The organism is Phenylobacterium sp., from assembly GCF_030681155.1.
In the GTDB taxonomy this organism is placed as follows: Bacteria; Pseudomonadota; Alphaproteobacteria; order Caulobacterales; family Caulobacteraceae; genus Phenylobacterium.
This window is the reverse complement of the sequence record NZ_JAUXXE010000053.1, coordinates 56,110-75,199: the sequence shown is the minus strand read 5'-3', so window position 1 is coordinate 75,199 and position 19,090 is coordinate 56,110. Positions and strand designations below refer to the sequence as shown.

Annotated in this window: 18 protein-coding genes; 14 read left to right on the top strand and 4 right to left on the bottom strand. The window is 66.3% G+C overall.

The features are described from left to right. Positions 1–104: 104 nt before the first annotated feature. Positions 105–1,094, bottom strand: coding sequence for a LysR family transcriptional regulator (locus tag Q8M13_RS13750; protein ID WP_293492767.1), 990 nt, complete (start codon positions 1,092–1,094; stop codon positions 105–107). 309 nt (positions 1,095–1,403) lie between these two features. Between Q8M13_RS13750 and Q8M13_RS13745 the strand changes: the two genes are divergently transcribed. The 14 genes from Q8M13_RS13745 to Q8M13_RS13680 all read left to right on the top strand — a co-directional run bounded on the left by Q8M13_RS13745 (position 1,404) and on the right by Q8M13_RS13680 (position 13,523). Then, complete coding sequence (locus Q8M13_RS13745; RefSeq protein ID WP_293492765.1) at positions 1,404–1,892, top strand: globin; 489 nt, start codon at positions 1,404–1,406, stop codon at positions 1,890–1,892. A 351-nt stretch (positions 1,893–2,243) separates the two neighbouring features. After that, the gene (locus Q8M13_RS13740) at positions 2,244–3,521 is read left to right on the top strand and encodes a cytochrome P450 (RefSeq protein ID WP_293492763.1); all 1,278 of its coding nucleotides are present in this window, start codon (positions 2,244–2,246) and stop codon (positions 3,519–3,521) included. A gap of 180 nt (positions 3,522–3,701) precedes the next feature. Continuing rightward, positions 3,702–4,379 carry a TetR/AcrR family transcriptional regulator gene (locus tag Q8M13_RS13735; protein ID WP_293492880.1) on the top strand — a complete coding sequence of 226 codons (678 nt, stop codon included), beginning with the start codon at positions 3,702–3,704 and terminating at the stop codon, positions 4,377–4,379. A 187-nt stretch (positions 4,380–4,566) separates the two neighbouring features. Further along, positions 4,567–5,487 carry a P-type conjugative transfer ATPase TrbB gene (gene trbB / locus Q8M13_RS13730; RefSeq protein WP_293492761.1) on the top strand — a complete coding sequence of 307 codons (921 nt, stop codon included), beginning with the start codon at positions 4,567–4,569 and terminating at the stop codon, positions 5,485–5,487. Positions 5,488–5,519: 32 nt separating this feature from the next. Next, positions 5,520–5,828, top strand: a complete 309-nt coding sequence (locus Q8M13_RS13725) for a TrbC/VirB2 family protein (RefSeq protein WP_293492878.1) — start codon at positions 5,520–5,522, stop codon at positions 5,826–5,828. 2 nt (positions 5,829–5,830) lie between these two features. Then, positions 5,831–6,094 (top strand): VirB3 family type IV secretion system protein, encoded by a 264-nt coding sequence (locus Q8M13_RS13720; protein WP_370870058.1) that lies wholly within the window; start codon positions 5,831–5,833, stop codon positions 6,092–6,094. Then, positions 6,094–8,541, top strand: a complete 2,448-nt coding sequence (gene trbE / locus Q8M13_RS13715; protein ID WP_293492757.1) for a conjugal transfer protein TrbE — start codon at positions 6,094–6,096, stop codon at positions 8,539–8,541. Before Q8M13_RS13720 ends, trbE begins: the two co-directional genes overlap by 1 nt. Then, a complete protein-coding gene (gene trbJ, locus Q8M13_RS13710; RefSeq protein WP_293492755.1) occupies positions 8,538–9,266 on the top strand; it encodes a P-type conjugative transfer protein TrbJ in 729 nt (242 codons plus the stop codon). Before trbE ends, trbJ begins: the two co-directional genes overlap by 4 nt. Beyond that, on the top strand, positions 9,263–9,487 hold the full coding sequence (locus Q8M13_RS13705; RefSeq protein WP_305300512.1) for a hypothetical protein: 225 nt from the start codon (positions 9,263–9,265) through the stop codon (positions 9,485–9,487). The genes trbJ and Q8M13_RS13705 overlap by 4 nt, the downstream gene beginning before the upstream one ends. Then, the gene (gene trbL, locus Q8M13_RS13700) at positions 9,484–10,608 is read left to right on the top strand and encodes a P-type conjugative transfer protein TrbL (protein ID WP_293492753.1); all 1,125 of its coding nucleotides are present in this window, start codon (positions 9,484–9,486) and stop codon (positions 10,606–10,608) included. Before Q8M13_RS13705 ends, trbL begins: the two co-directional genes overlap by 4 nt. After that, on the top strand, positions 10,605–11,291 hold the full coding sequence (trbF, locus tag Q8M13_RS13695) for a conjugal transfer protein TrbF (RefSeq protein WP_293492751.1): 687 nt from the start codon (positions 10,605–10,607) through the stop codon (positions 11,289–11,291). Before trbL ends, trbF begins: the two co-directional genes overlap by 4 nt. Continuing rightward, a complete protein-coding gene (gene trbG / locus Q8M13_RS13690; RefSeq protein ID WP_293492749.1) occupies positions 11,291–12,181 on the top strand; it encodes a P-type conjugative transfer protein TrbG in 891 nt (296 codons plus the stop codon). The genes trbF and trbG overlap by 1 nt, the downstream gene beginning before the upstream one ends. Further along, a complete protein-coding gene (locus Q8M13_RS13685; protein ID WP_305300511.1) occupies positions 12,178–13,305 on the top strand; it encodes a TrbI/VirB10 family protein in 1,128 nt (375 codons plus the stop codon). The genes trbG and Q8M13_RS13685 overlap by 4 nt, the downstream gene beginning before the upstream one ends. Beyond that, complete coding sequence (locus Q8M13_RS13680; RefSeq protein ID WP_293492745.1) at positions 13,302–13,523, top strand: DUF2274 domain-containing protein; 222 nt, start codon at positions 13,302–13,304, stop codon at positions 13,521–13,523. Before Q8M13_RS13685 ends, Q8M13_RS13680 begins: the two co-directional genes overlap by 4 nt. A gap of 23 nt (positions 13,524–13,546) precedes the next feature. Here Q8M13_RS13680 and Q8M13_RS13675 read toward each other — a convergent pair whose 3' ends face one another. From Q8M13_RS13675 to Q8M13_RS13665, 3 genes are all read right to left on the bottom strand, one after another. Beyond that, entirely contained in the window at positions 13,547–14,878 is a 1,332-nt protein-coding gene (locus Q8M13_RS13675) for an MFS transporter (protein WP_293492743.1), read from the bottom strand. A 185-nt stretch (positions 14,879–15,063) separates the two neighbouring features. Beyond that, positions 15,064–16,200 (bottom strand): acyl-CoA dehydrogenase family protein, encoded by a 1,137-nt coding sequence (locus Q8M13_RS13670; RefSeq protein WP_305300509.1) that lies wholly within the window; start codon positions 16,198–16,200, stop codon positions 15,064–15,066. Positions 16,201–16,285: 85 nt separating this feature from the next. Next, entirely contained in the window at positions 16,286–19,003 is a 2,718-nt protein-coding gene (locus Q8M13_RS13665) for a TonB-dependent receptor (RefSeq protein ID WP_293492741.1), read from the bottom strand. Positions 19,004–19,090: the final 87 nt, after the last annotated feature.

The following is a 19,090-nucleotide window of genomic DNA, read 5'->3' as shown; positions in this document are numbered from 1 at the left end:
CGCATCGCGATCGCCGCCGACGCTGCGAAGCGAGAGTTTGGGCGCTTCGAATCCTGTTCGGCCATAGCCTTCTTGCTGTTCACATTCGAAATGCTCGCTGGCCGCTAGTCGGCGACCCCGGCCATCTGCTGGGCAACCCGCGCGAGCAGGGTGCGGAACCAGGCATGCCCGCGTTTGGCGCCGGCCTGCGTCGTCCAGAAGGCGTCGATGTCCAGTCGCCGGTTCGGGAAGTCGATCTCAAGAATGCGGATATCGCGTGAGCGCTTGAGTTCTTGTGCGAGCTTCCGCGGCACCAGGGCCAGGCATTCGGCCTCCTCGACGATCGCGCCGATCACCAGGAAGTTCGGCACCTCGCAGACGGGGGCCACTTCGAGCACCGAGGTGGGCTGGATGAGCCCGGCTCGCGCCAAGGCGCTCCGTTCGCCGACCTGGTAGACCACCTGCCGCGCCAGACGGAATTCCGCAGGGGTGATGACGTCGCCCCACCGGGTGTCACGGCTTGACGCGATGCACGCCATGTCGTCGCTCCAGAGCGCCATGTGCTCGATGCGCTTGCCGAAGGTTTGACCGACCGGGCGCGGCACGATGGAAAAGTCTACCTGATCGGGGTTGTCGAACCCTGCGCCCGCGGGTTCGAGGAACAACAACTCCACGTGCGGCGCCTCGGCTGCGCAGATCTTGGCCAGCTTCGGCGCCAGGAGCACGCTGACATAGTCCGCGGTCTTGAAGACGATCCGCAGGTGCTCGGTTTGCGGATCGAACGGCCGAGGCGGCTCCAGGAGCAGGTCCAGGTCGCCGAGCAGCGCGGCGAGCGGCCTCACGAGGGACCGCCCCCGTTCCGAGAGCCGAGCCTCGCTTCCACGCGAGAGGATCAGATCGTCGTCAAAAACCTCGCGCAACTGACGCAAGGCTTTGCTCACCGCAGGCTGGGTGACCCCCAGCGCCCGGGCGCTCGCGGTGACGCTTCGGGTATGGAGCAGGGTGTGGAGGACGGGCAGCAGGTCGAGATTTATGCGCCGAAGGCGCTGCGCCATCGCCGGTTGCAGGTCTGGGGTGGGCTCGCCGCTGGCGGCCGAGGGGGGGGCGCGTGTCATCTCGAACCATAACCTGCAGCTATATTGTGATTTCCCATATCGTGGATTTCGAGATGTTCAAATCCTGCATAGGCTTTCGACAAGGCCCGGTGAGGCTAGCCATGTCCGGACATTGGGAGGTCCGAATGACGCTGCAGTTGCAGGCGACAGGGATCGCCGAGGGGCGAGGCGGGGTGACGCCGCCCATCGTCAGGGCGCCCTCGCCGTGACCTTCAACCTTATCGTTCGCGCCCGCTCGAGTTCGGCGATGGCCGCTTTCCGCCGATCGAACACATCTATAGCGACGCAGCTTCGCGAGGGGATTTTCTGATGTCCACCGGTCCGGCCTTTCCGCGTGCAGCGGAGATCGAACACAGTCTCGAACGCCTCGCGGAACTTTGCGAGGACCCGACGGCGCTGGTCTATGAGCGCTTGTTCGAGCTGCAACCGGAGATGAAACCCTACTTCTGGCGCGACACCAACGACGCCATCAAGGGCGAGATGCTCTCGCGGACCTTCGGCGCCATTTTGGATTTCGTCGGCGAGCGACGCTACGCCGACCATATGATCGGCACGGAAATGGTGACCCATGAGGGGTACGACGTGCCCCGGGAAGTGTTCGTCACCTTCTTCGACGTGGTGCGCGACGCGGTTCGGGTCGGCCTCGGGTCCGACTGGACGTCGGATCTGGAGAGCGCCTGGCAGGAGCTGATCGCTGAGATCTACCGCTTCGCGAATCTGACGCCACGCAGTGACGTGACGAACGCCTTCCATCAACCGCGGATGGAAGCCTTCCGCCGGGGAGAGCCGATCAGCTGATCGGCCACCGGTCCGCCTGGTCGCAGTTGCGGCGGCGGTCTTGAAAAGATGGTTCTCGCGCAGCTCATCAAGCTGCGCTCGCGTGTACTTGCGCGCTCATCGTCGATGCTGCAGAAGCAACCGTGCTCACCCTGGAGTGCGTCGATCTCGATTATTCATGCTCAGGTCCGGCGCTTGTCTTAATGTGGCGACGCTTCGAACAATGTTCGAAGTTCGAACACGATTCGAATATTGACCCGTATATTCATCCTGCGCATGGTGTTCCTTGACGCGACCCGTGAGGGCGCTGAAAGACGCGCTCGCGCGCGCGAGCATCCTTGGGGGCCGGGCCAACCGGGAAGGGAGACAAAGATGAGCGACGGTAATGTTGATCTGAGCCAAGCGGCGCGGGCCAAGGAGGCGCGTGATCACGCCTATTCCACGCCTCTCGAGGCGCTGCATCCGGGAGATCCGACGCTCTTTCGGACCGACTCTCACTGGCCGGTTCTTGAGCGCCTCCGCAAGGAGGACCCCGTGCATTATACGCCCGACAGCGAGTACGGCCCGTACTGGTCGATCACCAAGTATAACGACATCATGACGGTCGACACGAACCATCAGGTGTTTTCCTCGGAGGGCGGCATCGGCATCGCCAGCCAAGACAGCAACGCGCTCGGTCCGCTGCCGATGTTCATCGCCATGGACCCGCCCAAGCACGACGTGCAGCGCAAGACGGTCAGTCCGGCCGTCTCGCCCATGAACCTGCAGATTCTCGAGCCGCTGATCCGCAAACGCGCCGCCAAGATCCTGGACGAACTGCCGATCGGCGTGGAGTTCGACTGGGTCGACAAGGTCTCGATGGAACTGACGGCGATGACCCTCGCCACCCTGTTCGACATGCCCCAGGAGGACCGTCGCAAGCTGACCTATTGGTCGGACGTCGCGACCGCGATCCCGGGAAAGAGCCCCCTGATCGACACCATCGAGCAGAAGGCGCAGATCTTCATGGAGTACCACGCGTACTTCACCGAGCTGTGGAACCAGCGGGTCAACGCCCCGCCGGCCGGCGACCTGATCTCCATGCTCGCCCATGGCCCCGACACGCGGGACATGGAGCCGCGGGAGTATTTCGGGAACATCGTCCTGCTTACTGTTGGCGGCAACGACACCACGCGCAACACCATCAGCGGGTCGGTCCTGGCCTTGAACCAAAACCCCGACCAGTACCAGAAGCTGCGCGACAACCCGTCCCTGATCCCCTCGATGGTGTCGGAGACCATCCGCTGGCAGACACCCTTGGCCCACATGCGCCGGACGGCGCTCGAGGACTTCGAGCTCGGCGGCAAAACCATTAAGAAGGGCGATAAGGTGGTCATGTGGTACGTCTCGGGCAACCGTGACGAAGAGGTCATCGAGAACCCGAACGCCTACATCATCGATCGTGAGCGGCCTCGGAACCACCTCTCCTTCGGCTTCGGGATCCACCGTTGCGTCGGCAATCGGTTGGCTGAACTGCAGCTGCGGGTGATCTGGGAAGAGATTCTCAAGCGCTTCCCAGAGATCAAGGTCGTGTCCGAGCCCGTGCGAACCTACTCGTCGTTCGTGAAGGGGTATGAGTCGATGCAGGTCATCATTCCGGCCCGCGCCTAGTCTGCGAGCCCCTAGCGTTCCTCGACGCTAGATCGCGCTCGAGCCGCGGCTGAGGATCTGCCTCGCCGCGGCGGTCATCGGATCGTTTCGCCTTGCGACGGGGCGCGGGAAGCCAACGCCTCCTGCGCCTTCGACATCTGGCGAGTCCTTCCGCGATTTTGGAGTTCCAGCTTGAACGAGGTGCGCGCCGTCCGACGGCCGAGACGCACAAAGCCACACCGGCCCAACGAGCTCTTCGCGGCGGCCGCGGCGGAATTCGCGGCTAAGGGCTTCGCCGCGACCCGAATCGCCGACGTCGCACAGAGGGTTGGCCTCCGATCACGCGGTTCGGTCTATCGGCATTTCGACAGCAAGGAAGCGATGTTCCAGGCGGTGGTCGTCAAGACAATGGCGCCGCACGTGGAGGCGCTGCGGGCCCGCAGCATCGCGCCGACATCTTCGCTCGCCGTGCTGCTGAGAGGCGTGGTCCGTCCGATGGCGGAGATCGCCGTCAACAGCGCCTTGGGCGGCGTGCTGAAGATGGTCATCGCCGAGGCGCATAATTTTCCTGAACTCAGCCGCATCTGGTATCGGGAGCTGCTTGGCCCAATCCTTGAGGTGATCACGGCCGCGATTATCAGGGCGCAGGCCGAAGGGGAGGTGCGCCAGGGCGATCCGCACGCCTTCGCCCTGCAGGCCATCGCCCCGCTGATCACCCTGCTGATCTGGCGCGAGACCTTCGTCCCGGCCGGCGCCCCGGAACACGATGTCGAGGCCGTGCTCGCTCAAGGCGTGGAGGCGTTTCTGGGGGGCGTGCTGATCTCGCAGCCTGCCGCGGCGCCAGCTGGTTGGGAGCCTTGCGGCTTGGCTGGAGACTAGCCGCCGAAGGGGCTGAAACGTCGGTCGCAAGTGATTGTGCGACAACGCGCTACGATGCCCAACCGCGCATTGAAGCCCTGCCGATCAGCTCTCAAGGCTCATCCGTCGCTCGCCGCTCCGGTGGGCCTCGGAGGCGTCGGTGGTTCAGCACCCCCAATCCAATCTGGCCTTCCTCCGCAGCACTCAGATGCTGCGGACCGCGCTTGGATCGCAGATCGCGGGCTGGCTCGAAGATCCCGCGGTCGCCGAGATCATGCTCAATCCCGACGGCCGGCTCTGGCTCGACCATCTTGGCCGAGGGCTCAGCGATACGGGACAGGCGCTCGCCCCCGCCGACGGCGAGCGGATCATTCGCCTCGTCGCCCACCATGTGGGCGCCGAGGTCCATGCTGCGACGCCTCGGCTCTCGGCCGAGCTCCCTGAGACCGGTGAACGCTTCGAAGGCCTCCTGCCGCCGGTCGTGGCCGGGCCGGCCTTCTCGATCCGCAAGCCGGCCGTGGCTGTGTTCACCCTAGACGCCTACGCCGCCGCCGGCGTGATGTCGCAGACCTCCGCCGGCAAGCTCGCCGCGGCCGTGCGCGAGCGTCGCAACATCCTGATCGCCGGCGGCACATCGACGGGAAAGACCACGCTCGCCAACGCCTTGCTCGCCGAAGTCGCCAGAACCGGCGACCGCGTCGTGCTGATCGAGGACACCCGCGAGCTGCAGTGCGCCGCAGAGAACTTGGTCGCCTTGCGCACCAAGGACGGCGTCGCCTCCCTGACCGACCTTGTCCGGTCCGCTTTGCGTCTCCGCCCCGATCGGATTCCCGTCGGGGAGGTGCGCGGCGCCGAAGCCCTGGACCTTCTCAAGGCCTGGGGCACAGGCCACCCCGGCGGCATCGGCACCATTCACGCGGGCTCGGCCCTTGGCGCCCTGAGGCGGCTGGAACAGCTGTGCCAGGAAGCCGTGGCCGTCGCCCCCCGAGCGCTGATCGCCGAGACCATCGAGGTTATCGCCGTGCTGAGCGGTCGCGGTGCGGCGCGCCGATTGATCGAACTCGCCGAAGTCCGCGGCCTCGATGGCCACGGCGAATACCTCCTCACCCCTTCAGGAGATCTTCCATGACTGCAACGCGCACCAACCTGCTCTGCGGCACGATGCTTGACCGCCTTGGCCACGCTGGCCTGACCGCCGCGGGCCTCCTGTATGCCGCCCCGGCCTGGGCCGCAGGGTCTTCCATGCCCTGGGAAGCGCCTCTGGAGAAGATCCTGCAATCGATCGAAGGGCCGGTGGCCAAGATCATCGCGGTGATCATCATCATCGTCACTGGCCTGACCCTGGCCTTCGGCGACACCTCCGGAGGCTTTCGGCGGCTGATCCAGATCGTGTTCGGCCTCTCGATCGCCTTCGCGGCCTCCAGCTTCTTCCTGTCCTTCTTCGCCTTCGGCGGCGGGCTGCTGATCTGATGATGAGCGACACCCCCCAAGGCTTCGCTGCACCGGTGCGGCGCGCGCTCATCGAGCCGATCCTGCTGGCGGGCGCGCCACGAACCCTCGCCATCGCCAACGGCACCCTGGCCGCGGCGCTTGGACTGGGCCTGCGCCTTTGGGCGGTTGGTCTGCTGGTCTGGGTGGTCGGGCATGGTCTGGCGGTCTGGGCAGGGCGGCGTGATCCGCACTTCGTCGAGGTGGGACGCAGACACCTGCGCCTGCCCGCGCACATGGGGCTGTGATGATCGACCTTCGAGAATACCGCCGCCGCGGGGCCATGCTTGCGGACTTCCTGCCCTGGGCGGGCCTCATTGCGCCGGGGATCGTCCTCAATAAGGACGGCGCCTTCCAGCGCACAGCGCGGTTCCGCGGTCCTGATCTGGACTCTGCGACGGGGGCCGAACTCATGGCCGCCGCTAGCCGGGTGAACGCAGCGCTGCGACGCCTCGGGTCGGGTTGGGCGCTGTTCGTGGAGGCCCAGCGAAACCCCGCTGACGACTATCCGCCCAGCAGCTTCCCGGACGCGGTTTCGGCTCTGGTGGACGAGGAACGTCGCGCCCAGTTCGAGGCGCACGGCGCCCACTTCGAGAGCGCCTATTTCTTGACCTTCGCCTTCATTCCCCCTGCCGAGCAGTCCGCGCGCGTGGCGAACTGGCTCTATGAGGGCCGTAGCCAAGGTGGGGCGGACTGGGCGGGCGCCTTGCGGGACTTCTGCGACGTCACCGATCGCATCCTGGCGCAGCTCGAAGGCTTCATGCCCGAGGCGGTCTGGCTCTCCGATCGCGAGACCCTGACCTATCTTCACGCCACGATCTCCACAAACCGCCACGCCGTCGCGCCTCCGGACACGCCCATGCACCTTGATGTGCTGCTGGCCGACCAGCCGCTGGTCGGCGGCATGGCGCCCCGGCTGGGTGAAGCTCACCTGCGCATGCTCACCATCAGCGGCTTTCCGACCGCCACCTGGCCCGGCCTTCTCGACGATCTCAACCGACTGGCGTTCTCCTACCGCTGGTCGACCCGTGCCATCTGCCTGGACAAGACCGACGCGGCCCGCGTCCTTGGCCGCATTCGCCGGCAGTGGTTCGCCAAGCGCAAATCGGTAGTGGCGATCCTCAAGGAGGTGCTCACCAACGAAGCGTCGAGCCTCGTGGACAGCGACGCCGAGAACAAGGCGCAGGACGCCGACGCCGCCCTCCAGGACCTGGGCGCCGACCACGTCGGCCATGCCTATGTCACCGCCAGCGTCTGCGTCTGGGATCATGACCCCGCCGTGGCCGACGCGCGCCTGCGCCAGGTGGAGAAGGTGCTGCAGGCCCGCGACTTCACCTGCGCGCTCGAAAGCGTCAACGCGGTGGAGGCATGGCTGGGGAGCCTGCCCGGACATGCCTACGCCAATGTCCGCCAGCCCCCGATCTCCACCCTCAACCTCGCCCACATGATCCCGATCTCGGCCCTCTGGTCGGGTCCGTCGCGCAACACTCACCTAGATGGTCCGCCACTCCTGTTGGCGCGCACCGAGGGGGCCACCCCTTTTCGCTTCTCGCCCCATGTCGACGACGTCGGCCACACCCTGCTGATCGGCCCGACGGGGGCGGGGAAAAGCGTCTTCCTGGCGCTCACCGCCCTGCAGTTCCGTCGCTACCCTGACGCTCAGATCGTCGCCTTCGACTTCGGGGCCTCGATCCGCGCCGCCGCCCTGGGCATGGGCGGCGAAGCCCACGATCTGGGCGCCGCGATTGGCGGCGCCACGACGGGCGCCTTGAGCCTTCAGCCTCTGGCCCGTGTCGACGATCCTGGCGAACGGGCATGGGCGGTCGATTGGCTGGCGGGGTTGCTCGCCCGGGAAGGGGTGGCGCTTGGGCCCGAGGCCAAGGCGCTCGTCTGGTCGGCCTTGGCCAATCTTGCTTCCGCACCGGTGTGTGAACGCACGCTCAGCGGCCTCTCGGCCTTGCTGCAGTCCACCGCGCTCAAGCAGGCGCTCGCCCCCTACACCCTCGCCGGTCCCTGGGGGCGACTGCTCGATGGCGAGGGGGAGGGGCTGAGCGACGCCGCCGTGGCGGTGTTCGAGACCGAGGGACTCGTGGGCAGCGCCGCGGCGCCCGCCACCTTGAGCTACCTCTTCCACCGGATCGCCTCGCGCCTCGATGGCCGGCCGACCCTGGTCATGGTCGATGAAGGCTGGCTCGCCCTCGACGATGTGGTCTTCGGCGCCCAGCTGCGCGAGTGGCTCAAGACCTTGCGCAAGAAGAACGCCGCCGTGGTTTTCGCCACCCAGTCCCTGGCGGACATCGAGCGCAGCCCCATCGCCCCGGCGATCGTCGAGAGCTGCCCGACCCGAATCTTCCTGCCCAACGATCGGGCGCTGGAACCGCAGATCGCCGCGGCCTACGCCCGGTTCGGACTGAACGATCGACAGATCGAGATCCTCAGCGAGGCGACGCCACGGCGCGACTACTACTGCCAGTCGCGAAGGGGCAACCGGCTCTTCGACCTCGATCTCGGCGAGGTCGCCCTGGCGTTCTGCGCCACATCAGCCAAGGCGGACCAGGGGGCGATCAATGACCTCCTCGACCGTCACGGTCCGGCCGGCTTCGCGGCGGCGTGGCTGTCCCACCGCAATCTAGGCTGGGCCGCCGACCTCGTGAGAACCCCGTCCTCTGCGTCACATCCGGAGCAAATCCCATGACAGTCCCCCTGACACGGCGCGCCATTGCATGCGCGATGCTCGGTGCCTGGATCGCCGCGCCAGCGCGCGCCCAACTGGCCGTGTACGACCCGACCAACTACGCCTCCAATGTCCTGCAGGCGGCCCGTGCGCTGGAGCAGATCAACAACCAGATTCGTAGCCTGCAGAACCAGGCGCTCAGCCTGGCGAACCAGGCTCGCAATCTGGCTCAGCTGCCATATTCCTCACTGCAGACGATCCGGGAAAATCTATCTCGGATCAGCGGTTTGATGCGAGAAGCTCAGCAGATCGCCTACGATGTGCGCGCCATCGAGCAGGCGTTGTCGCGAGACTACGCCCTGGATCGGCTGGCGTCGGACGTAGCCCTCGTCGGCGCCGCGCGGCAGCGCTGGGCGAATTCGGCGGCGGCGTTCCGCGACGCGCTCAAGGTGCAGGCCGGGGTCGTCTCCGGCATGCCGGCGGTCCAGGCGGAAACCGAGGCGCTGCTCAGCGCCAGCCAGGGCGCGAGCGGTGTGGTGCAGGCCGCGCAGGCCGGCAACCAGTTGCTTGCCCTGCAGTCGCAGCAGTTGACCGACCTCACGGCGCTGATCGCCGCTCAGGGGCGCGCCGCCGCCCTTGAGCAGGCCGAACGATCCGCCGCTCGCGCCCAAGCCCAGGAGCAGTTCCGCCGCTTCATGGATCGAGGCGCGGGGTACCAGCCGCAGGCTGTGGAGATGTTCCGGTGAGATCCGTCAGGTTTGTCCTCACGGCCCTCGCCATCGCCGGTCTCCTCGGCTGCCAACCCGCAGCCGATGGCGTTCGCGACATGTCCCAGCTGGACTTGGCCCAAGAGCTGCGCCGGTGCAGGGATTTAGGCCCGAAGGTCTACGAGGATCGGCGGTGTCGCCTGGCCCAGGACGAGCGCAACCAGCGGCTCCTGACCGGCGCGCCGAGCGTGCGGCCATGAACCCGGGGGTCGCCGATCGCTTCCTCAATGTCTTCAGCCGCTACATCGATTCCGGCTTCGGCTTGCTGGCCGGGGAGGTGGCTTATCTCGCCTCGACCCTGGTGGTGATCGACGTCACCCTCGCGGCGCTCTTCTGGACCTGGTCGAGCGGCGAAGAGGTACTCGCCCGGCTGATCAAGAAGACCCTCTATGTGGGGTTCTTCGCCTTCTTGCTCTCGAACTTCAACGGCCTCGCGCGGATCGTCTTTGAATCGTTCTCCGGCCTGGGCCTGAAGGCGGCGGGGGGCGCCATGTCGCCAGCCGAATTCCTGCGGCCGGGCCGCCTGGGACAGGCCGGCATCGACGCCGGCAACCCCATACTCGAGGCGGCGCAGCAGATGTCCGGCTTTCCCGAGGTGTTCGAAAACCTGCCGCACATCGTGGTTCTGATGCTCGCCTGGCTGGTGGTCATCGTCGCCTTCTTCGTCTTGGCGGTCCAACTCTTCGTGACCCTCATCGAATTCAAACTCACCACCCTGGCGGGTTTCGTTCTGGTGCCCTTCGGCCTGTTCGGGCGCACGGCCTTCCTTGCGGAGCGCGTGCTTGGCAACGTGATGGCGTCCGGCGTGAAGGTGCTGGTCCTGGCTGTGATCGTCGGTATCGGCTCGACTCTCTTCGATGAGTTCATCCAGGAGTTCGGCGGGGTCGCGCCATCCTTGGAAGAGGTTCTTTCGCTGGCGCTCGCCGCGCTCTGCCTGCTTGGCCTCGGCATCTTCGGCCCGTCGATCGCCGGCGGCCTGGTCTCGGGCGGACCGCAGCTCGGGGCCGGCTCCGCAGTCGGCGCCGGCCTTGCCGCGAGTGGTCTGGCGATCGCCGGCGCCATGGGTGGTCGGGCGATCCTGGGATCGGTCGCCGCGCTCGGCGCACGGCGGTCCAGCGGCCCCCCGAACGCCGGACCGTCAGGTTCGCAGGGGACGTCCGGCTCGACGCCCAAGGGCGAAGGGGAGGCGCCGGCGTGGGCCACGCGCCTCCAGCACCGTCAAGCGGCGGCCCACGCGGCATCCAGCGCGCTCCATGCCGTCCGTGGCGGGGACCACGGCGGTGGCGGCGCATCCGTCAGCCTTGGGGAGGATCGATCGTGAGTCATTTCCGTCGCGCGAGCGGTCGCTACGGCCAAACCCCTGTCGCGGAGACCCCCTATCAACGGGCTCAGCAGGTCTGGGACGATCGTATTGGCTCTTCGCGTGTCCAGGCCCGCAACTGGCGGCTCATGGCCTTCGCCAGCTGGGCGCTTTCAGTCGGCTTGGCCGCGGCCCTCGTCTGGCAAGGTGCTCGCGGCGCCGTCGTCCCGTGGGTCGTGGAGGTCGACCGGCACGGCGCGGCCGAGGCCGTGTCGCCCGCCGTGGCGGACTATCGCCCCACCGACCCGCAGATCGCCTGGCACTTGGCCCGGTTCATCGAGGAGGTCCGCTCCATCCCGGCCGACCCTGTCGTCGTCCGCCAGAACTGGCTGCGGGCCTATGACTACACGACCGATCGCGGGGCCTTGGCGCTCAGCGACTATGCGCGCGCCGATGATCCGTTCGCGAAGGTCGGCAGAGTGCAGGTCGCGGTCGACGTCTCCAGTGTGATCCGCGCCTCGCCGACGAGCTTCCGCATCACCTGGAGTGAGCGAACCTACGAGGACGGCGCGCTCGCACGCACGGAGCGCTGGTCGGCGATCGCGACCTTGGTCGTGCAGCCTCCGCGCAGCCTCGAACAACTGCGCAAGAACCCGCTCGGGCTGTTTGTACATGCGCTCGACTGGTCGAAGGAGATCGCGTGATGGGCCCTCTCATCGCGGCGGTTGTCTCCCTGGTTCTTGCGGCCGCGTCGGCCGCGCCGGAGCCCTTGAAGGCGGGCGGGGAGATGCCCGCAGAGCCGGCTGCGCGGCCGCCGGCTAACAATATACCGGCAGGATCCGGGCCGCTCGGCGCCGTTTCGCGCGCCAATGCGAAGGCCCGGATCGAACCGCGCCCCACGAGCTATGTGAACGCCGCCCAGGTCTACCTCTACTCGGACGGCGCGCTCTATCAGGTCTACACAGCGCCCGGGCAGATCACCGACATCGTGCTTCAGCCGGGAGAAGATCTGGCGCCCACCGGGCCGGTGGCGGCGGGCGACACCGTGCGTTGGATCATCGGCGATAGCGAGAGCGGCTCGGGTGCGGACCGGAAGGTGCATATCCTGGTGAAGCCGCTGCGGGCAGGACTGAGAACCAACCTGGTCATCAATACCAATCGGCGAACCTACCACCTTGAGCTCCAGTCCGCGACCAAGGTTTACATGCCCGCCGTCGCCTGGCGGTATCCCGCCGACGAGGCCAAGGCCGCCGCCGCCGTTGTCCAGGTCCGCCAGCCTGCCATTACGCCGCCCGCGCCGGCTCCAGAGTATTTCTTCGGGTATCGCCTGACCGGGCGCGCGCCGTGGAAGCCCTTGAGGGTCTTCGACGATGGTCGTCGGACCTTCATCGAGTTTCCGCCCAGCGTGACCCAGGGCGAGATGCCGCCGCTGTTCGTGATCGGTCCCGGAAAGTCGGACGAACTGGTGAACTACCGCGTGCAAGGACGCCGGATCATCGTCGAACGGCTGTTCGAGGCCGCCGAACTCCGCCTAGGCGATAGCCGTCGCCCCCAACGCGTCCGCATTGTCCGAGACGGGGGAGGGCGGCGATGACCCCGCGGGAGACCAAGGCGCCCGAACCCCTGCGACTTCGCGCCCGGCGTCCGACGGTTATGCGACTGTCGCGCCGTGCTGTGATTGTCATGATCGCGGCAGGGGCCATCGCCGTCGTCGGGGCGCTCGCCTACGCCCTGACGACCTCACGCGCCCCCCGCGAGGTGGCGCCGGTCTACAATGTCGGTGGCCAACCGCCTGAGAAGGTTCGCGCCCTACCGGTCGACTATCGCACGCGGTTGGGGCCGCCTCTGCCCGGCGATCTTGGACGGCCGCTGCTCGCCGCCGGCGTTTCGCCGCCGCCCATCGGCGAAGGGGCGGTCTCGACGCTCCCGGAGGCGCTGCCGCCCCCGCCGGCGGCCGGGCCAAGGTCAACGTCCGATCAAGCCGCCGCGCGAGGCAGCGGCCTCTTTGTGGCCGGCGCACAGGTTCGCCACGCGACTGTGGCGGCGATGGCGCCAAGCTCGAGGGCGGCCGAGGCGCCTCCGCCGGGGACGCCCCAGCGGAGCGAAGATCGCAGCACCAGCCCCGAGCGCCTTCGCTCCCCGGCGTCCCCGTTCGTCGTGCAGACGGGCGCAGTGATCCCCGCGGCGCTGGTCACCGGCGTCCGGTCCGACTTGCCCGGGCAAGTGATCGGTCAGATCACTCAGAACGTCTATGACACGCCGAGCGGCCGCCACCTGCTGATCCCGCAGGGCGCAAAGGTCGTAGGACGCTATGACAGCCGGATCGCCAATGGCCAGCGGCGGGTCTTGCTCGCCTGGACGCGCCTGATCCTCCCCAATGGCCGCTCCCTCCAGCTCGACGATCTCCCAGGCGCCGATCCGGCGGGCTACTCGGGCCTGGAGGACAGGGTGGACAGGCACTGGTCCCACCTCTTCGCTATGGCGGCCCTCTCCACCGTGCTCGGGGTTGGCGCGGAGCTTGGCGCCGATGACGACGACCACGCGGTGATCCGCGCCTTTCGGCGCGGCGCCAGCGACACCTTCAACGACGTGGGTCGCCAGACCGTCGGGAAGGGGCTCGATCTTGCGCCGACCTTGACTGTGCGGCCAGGCGCGCCGGTCCGCGTTATCGTCACCCGCGATCTTATCCTCGAGCCCTATGAGAGCCCCTTGCCATGACTGAAAAGCTGAAGCTGTCCTCGCTTGAGGACGATACGCCTGTGAAGCTCAACCTCGAGCTACCGGCCAGCGTTCATCGCGATCTCGTCGCCTATGGCGAAGCCATGACGTCCTCGGGACATCGACCCATCGAACCGGCCAAGCTCGCTGGGGCGATGCTGGCCAGGTTCATGAGCACGGACCGCGCCTTCGCTAAGCTTCGAAGAGCCAAGCCCTAGAGGCGGTCGATGGCGAAGCGTCATCAATCGACGACAGCGGTCTTGCGGCGACGCGGATCCTTGATGGTCATCAGGGCCAGGAAGGCGGCCACCAGAAGACCGATCGAGGCGCCGAAGACAAAGTCGTAGCCGAACGCATCGGCCAGGGCGCCGCCGACCAGCGGGCCAAGGGTCGCTGTTATGCCCTCCGCCGTGGTGGAGAGACCGATCCGCATCGGCAAGTCGTCACGGTCGCCGAATTCCAGCACCATCGTCATCGCCGCCATCATGTAGCCGGCCTGTGCGGCGCCCAGTCCCGCAAAGGCGAGTAGGATCGCAGGCAGGGTGGGCACGGTCATCAGTAGCGCTGTCGAGGCGATCCAGAGCAGGATCGTGAACAGCAGGACCAATCTGTATCCAGAGCGATCGCCCAGGTAACCCCAGACCAGGTTGGAGATCGTGTCGGCGCCCAGGAAGGCCAGCGTCAGAAGGCCCAGCATTGCGCCATCGAGGTTCACCTGCTGACCGGCAAAAAGAATGTAGAACGGCGCGGCGACGCGCGCCGATGTGGCCAGCATCTGTACGATCATGAAGACGCCGAACGCAGGATCCTCAGCGATGAGGCGAGGGCTGTCTTTCAGGCGGTCTAGAAATTTCGCCTGACTCCGGATCGTTGGCGGATCCGGTTCGCGGAGCAGAAGCTGCAAGACCCAAAGGCCCGCGCTGGTCAGGACGAAAGCCAGCACGAAGGTTGTGGAATAGCCGTTACCGAAGGCGTTGGTGCCGATGAGGTACTTTCCCGCAAGATAAGCCATCACCGCTGCGATCAATCCACCGGTCGCGTTGCGCCAGGCCTGCAATCGGCCGCGCCGGCTGATCGGGATGACTTTCGAAATCAAGATCGAGAAGGCCACACGCTGGGCGCCCATGAACACGCCGAACAGGAAGATGAAGACCAGCAGGGCGATCACCAGGGGTTCGCCCTTCATGAACCAGCCGACCAGAGCCATGCCGAGGATCGCCAGGCGGCCGAGCCCTCCAAACCACATCGCCGCAGGCATCACCCGAGAGCGATGCTCGATCTGGGTGCTGGCGAAGATCGGCGAGATGATGTTGCCGACCTGCTGCAGGGCGAGCGCCAGGCCGACGATCGAGTTCGAGCCGGAGACCTGATGGAGATAGGCGGGCAGGAAGGTCGGCGCGTTGATCAGACGGAACCCCGTCATGCCGAGCATGCCGTGAGCGAAGTTGCCCACGTAGTTGCGCCTCAGATTGTCCCAGATGAACTTTTCATAGGCCGCCTCGCGGGCGACCAAGTCGTCATCGGCGGCCACCAACTCGGCGTCCTCGATCTCTTCATCAACATGCATGGTCATCGCGGCGTCTCGTCGGACATCGGGGTCGGGAACTGTGACGAGGGCATTTTGGCCTTCCGAAAGCACGAGACCCTCGGCGGCGACTGCACGACGAGGGCGGAGAGAAACTAGATCCCCGGCATAGGCGCGGCGGAGTTGCAGGTAGCGGGCCGGCGGCGCTGAGCAGCGCCGCCGGCCGCACTTAGTCAGTAGCCTTGGATCTTCGCGTAGCGGTCGCGATGATAGGACTGCGAGCCGAAGGTGGCTTCGCAGGCCCGGGCGCGCTTCAGGTAGAAGCCCGCGTCGTGGGCGTCGGTCATGCCGCTGCCGCCGTGCATCTGGACCATTTCGTTCGACACCAGGTGGAAGGTGTCGCCCATCTTGGCCTTGGCGAGGCTGACCAGTTCCGGGACGTCCGGGCTGTCGGCGTCGATCGCCTGCAGGGCGGCTTCCACCACCGAGCGGGCCAGTTCCAGGTCGGTGAACATCTTGGCCGCGCGGTGCTGCAGGGCCTGGAAGGAGCCGATCACCTGGCCGAACTGAACGCGGACCTTGAGGTAGTCGAGGGTGGTCTCGAAGGCCTGGACGGCGGCGCCGAGCATTTCGGCGCTGATCGCCGCGCGGGCGCGGTCGAGGGTCTTCTCCAGGACGTCCCAGCCCTTGCCTTCTTCGCCCAGCAGGGCCTCGGCGCCCACTTCCACGCCGTCGAACTTGATGTTCGCGGCGCCGCGGCTGTCGGCCAGGGCCAGGCGGGTCTTGACGAGGCCCTGGGCGTCGCCCGGCACCAGGAACAGGCTGACGCCGTCCTTGTCGCCTGGAGCGCCCGAGGTGCGGGCGGAGACCACCAGCAGGCCCGCGCCGTAGCCTTCGATCACGTAGGTCTTGGCGCCGGTCAGCTTGTAGCCCGAGCCGGACTTTTCGGCCTTCAGGGCGACCTTTTCCGGCGCGTGGTGCGCGCCTTCGTCGACGGCGAGAGCGCCGACAACTTCACCGGCGGCAATCTTCGGCAGCCACTCGTTCTTCTGAGCGTCGCTGCCGCCCAGCGCGAGCGCCGAAGCAGCGCCCACGGCCGAGGCGGTCAGCGGGGAGGCGGTGAGCGTGCGGCCCAGCTCCTCGAGGATCAGGCCGATGGAGAGGTAGCCGAATTGCGAGCCACCGAAGTCTTCCGGCACGACCACGCCGGCCCAGCCCATTTCCGCCATCTCGTTCCAGGCGGCGGTGTCATAGCCGAGCTCGGCGCCCGAATCCCGCATCTTGCGGAAGGCGGTGACCGGGCTCTTGTCCTGCACCCAGCTTTTCGCCGCGTCGCGGAGCATGCTCTGTTCTTCATTCAGAACGGCCAAATTCCAACTCCTTGGGAGACTGTGCACGCCAACTGGGGCGCAAAAGAAAAAGCGCCCGACCTGGTCGGTCGGGCGCTGACGCGAACTAGAAGTTCTTGGTGACCGAGATCCCGTAGAGGCGGGGATCAAGCAGGCTCAAGGTGCGGGCGGAGCCAAGGTTTTCGTCGCCGATCTCATAGCCGACGATGGTGTCCTTCCCGAGCGCGTTCTTGACGTAGACCTGCACGGTCAGGTCCAGTTCCGGCTTGGCGAAGATCAGCGAGGCGTTGAGGTTTTCCCAGCTGCGAAGACCATCGAAGTCCGCGTTGTTGAAGCGGGCTTGCGACTTCGATTGGCGATAGTAGTCGCCGCGCACCGTGGCGTTCCAACCGGACGGAAGGTCCCACTTGTACTGGGCGCCGAGCGCGACGGTCCAATGCGGCGCGTTCGGAAGTTGGTTGCCCTTGAGGTTCTGGAACACCCCCTCGCCATTCCCATTCGAGAACCGGTTGACGTCGGCTCCGTAGGTGAAGACCTGCGAGACGACGCTGTCGACCGTCGCCGTGGGTACGCCGGCGGTGGTTAGGCGGGTGCGCAGAGCCGCAGGACCACCGCAGCCCAACGCGTTGAGCGCCGCCGGTCCTGCGGGCAGGGCCAGCAGGCTGGCGATGCCTTGAGCATTGTAGATGCAGCCGCCTTGGGTAGAGTTGCCGTAGACATAGGCGGTGTTGCCTTGGGTGCGGTCGAAGCTGTCGACCACGACGCCGCTGTCGATGCGGGTGTCGAGATAGCCGATGTTGGCGTTCAAGCGCAGACCGCCGAACGGCTGCCAGATGCTTTCCAGTTCTACGCCCTTGATCGTCGCGTCGATGTTCTCGTTGTAAGCCACCCGGTTCACCGGACGCGCGATCTGGTAGCCCTTATACTTGTAGTAGAAGCCCGTGAGGTTGAGCAGCAACTGCCCATCCATGAAGACGTTCTTGGTGCCCACTTCGAAGGCGTTCACGAACTCGGGCTGATAGCTCGCCGAGAGGCCCAGATCGGTGGCGCGGGCGCCGTTGAAGCCGCCGCCCTTATAGCCCCGCGAATACGACCCATAGATCAGGGTCTTGTCGGTGAAGCTCAGGACGGGCGACCAGTCGAGGTTGAACTTGCCGGTGACCTCGTTGAATTCGACCTCTTGGACGGGAGTGAAGACCGGACCGCGACCCGCGGTGAAGAGGGTGCTCTGTGAGCCGACCTGCTTCTTGGAGTCGCTCGTATAGCGCAGGCCCAAAGTGGCCCGCAGCGTGTCGGTCGGGCTCCAATAGGCTTCGCCGAACGCGGCTTTGGACTCCAGCTCATAGTCCGTCAGAGCGATATAGTACTGGTGGCCGGTGTAGTCGGGGTCGCGCAGCGGATCGACATAGATGCCGGGGTTGACGACTCTTGCGGCAGCCGAGAGCGCCGTCGTGTTCACGTAGGTGATGTCGTGCTGCTTGTACTTCACATAGATGCCGCCGGCGTTGAAGTTAAACGGCCCGTCGAAGCTCGACTGGATGCGAAGTTCCTGGCTAAACTGCGTGTTGTGCCCGTTCCGACCTTGCTCGCTGATCAGGCGATCCACGGTCCCGAACTGCGGGTCATTGACGGTGCCGGCCGGGGCAAGCGGCGAAATCGGGAACGGAACCGACGAGTAGCCGCCCGTCGAGTCGCCGCGCGCGAAGAGCTCGACTTCCGTGTAGCTGGTCAGCGAGGTCACCTTCAGGCCTTCAGCGAAGCTCCAGTCGGCGTTGAGCTCCCACGTTTCGGATCTCGGCCGATAGATCGGCGACCCAACGGCTTCGATCTCGCGCAGGTCGCGCGACACCGTCTTGCCGCGGAAGGAGTCCACAGGCTGGAGGCCGACTTGCCGCGCAATGATGCCGGAGAAGGCCGACAGTTGGTTGGTGGTGCCATAGGAGGAGTTTGCGTAGACCGAGGTGCCCAGGCAGCCTTGGGTCAAGGAGGCTTGAGCCACGCCGGTGGCCACGCCGCCCACCGAGGTCAGGCCGACGTCCTTGTCGCAAAGCTGCTTGCGCCCGCCGCGGGTGTCGTCTTCCGAGAAGCTGTCATACATCAGGAAGGCGTTGAAATTCTCGCTCGGCTCGAACCCCAAGGTGATCCGCGATGCGAAGATCTTCCGCCCGTCGATATCGTTCCCGGTGAGGGTGTTCTTCGTGTAGCCGTCCCGCTGCAGGCCAAGGCCGGCGACGCGGAGGTTGAACATGTCGCCCAACGGCAGGTTCACAAAGGCGGTGTAGCGGCGGCTGCTGTAGTTCCCGACATCGACACCCACCTGGGCGCTGAACTGGTCGTTCGGCTTGTTGGTGATGACGTTGACGACGCCGCCGGTGGCGTTGCGGCCGTAGAGCGTGCCCTGAGGGCCGCGCAGCACTTCCACGCGCTCGACGTCGAAGAAGTCGGCTTCGGCGATGAAGTTGAAGGTGAGGGGGGCGTTGTTCAGGTGGATCCCGACCCCGTCGTCACCACCGACCGCACTCAGCTGCGAGCCAATGCCGCGGATCTGGAAGTTGGTGCGCGTATTGCGGCGCTGGAACGAGACGTTCGGAACCGACTGCACCAAGTCGCGCGCGCCATCAATGCCCTGGGCCTTCATGGCGTTCTGCGAAAACGCCGACACCGCGATCGGGACGTCCTGCATGGACTCTTCGCGCTTTTGCGCGGTGACGATCAGCTCGTCGACGATCGAGCTTTCCTGAGCCTGCGGCGTGGGCTCCTGCGCCCAGACCGGTGAGGTCAAAACCAGCGACATCGCGGCGCCGGCGAACAAGTAGATCTTCATCGTAGTCCCCTCCCTGGCTCCTTGGATCTCAGGAGCAGTTCGCTCGTCCCTTAGTGGGACCGTTGAGAGCGAAGGAGGGACCTCGAA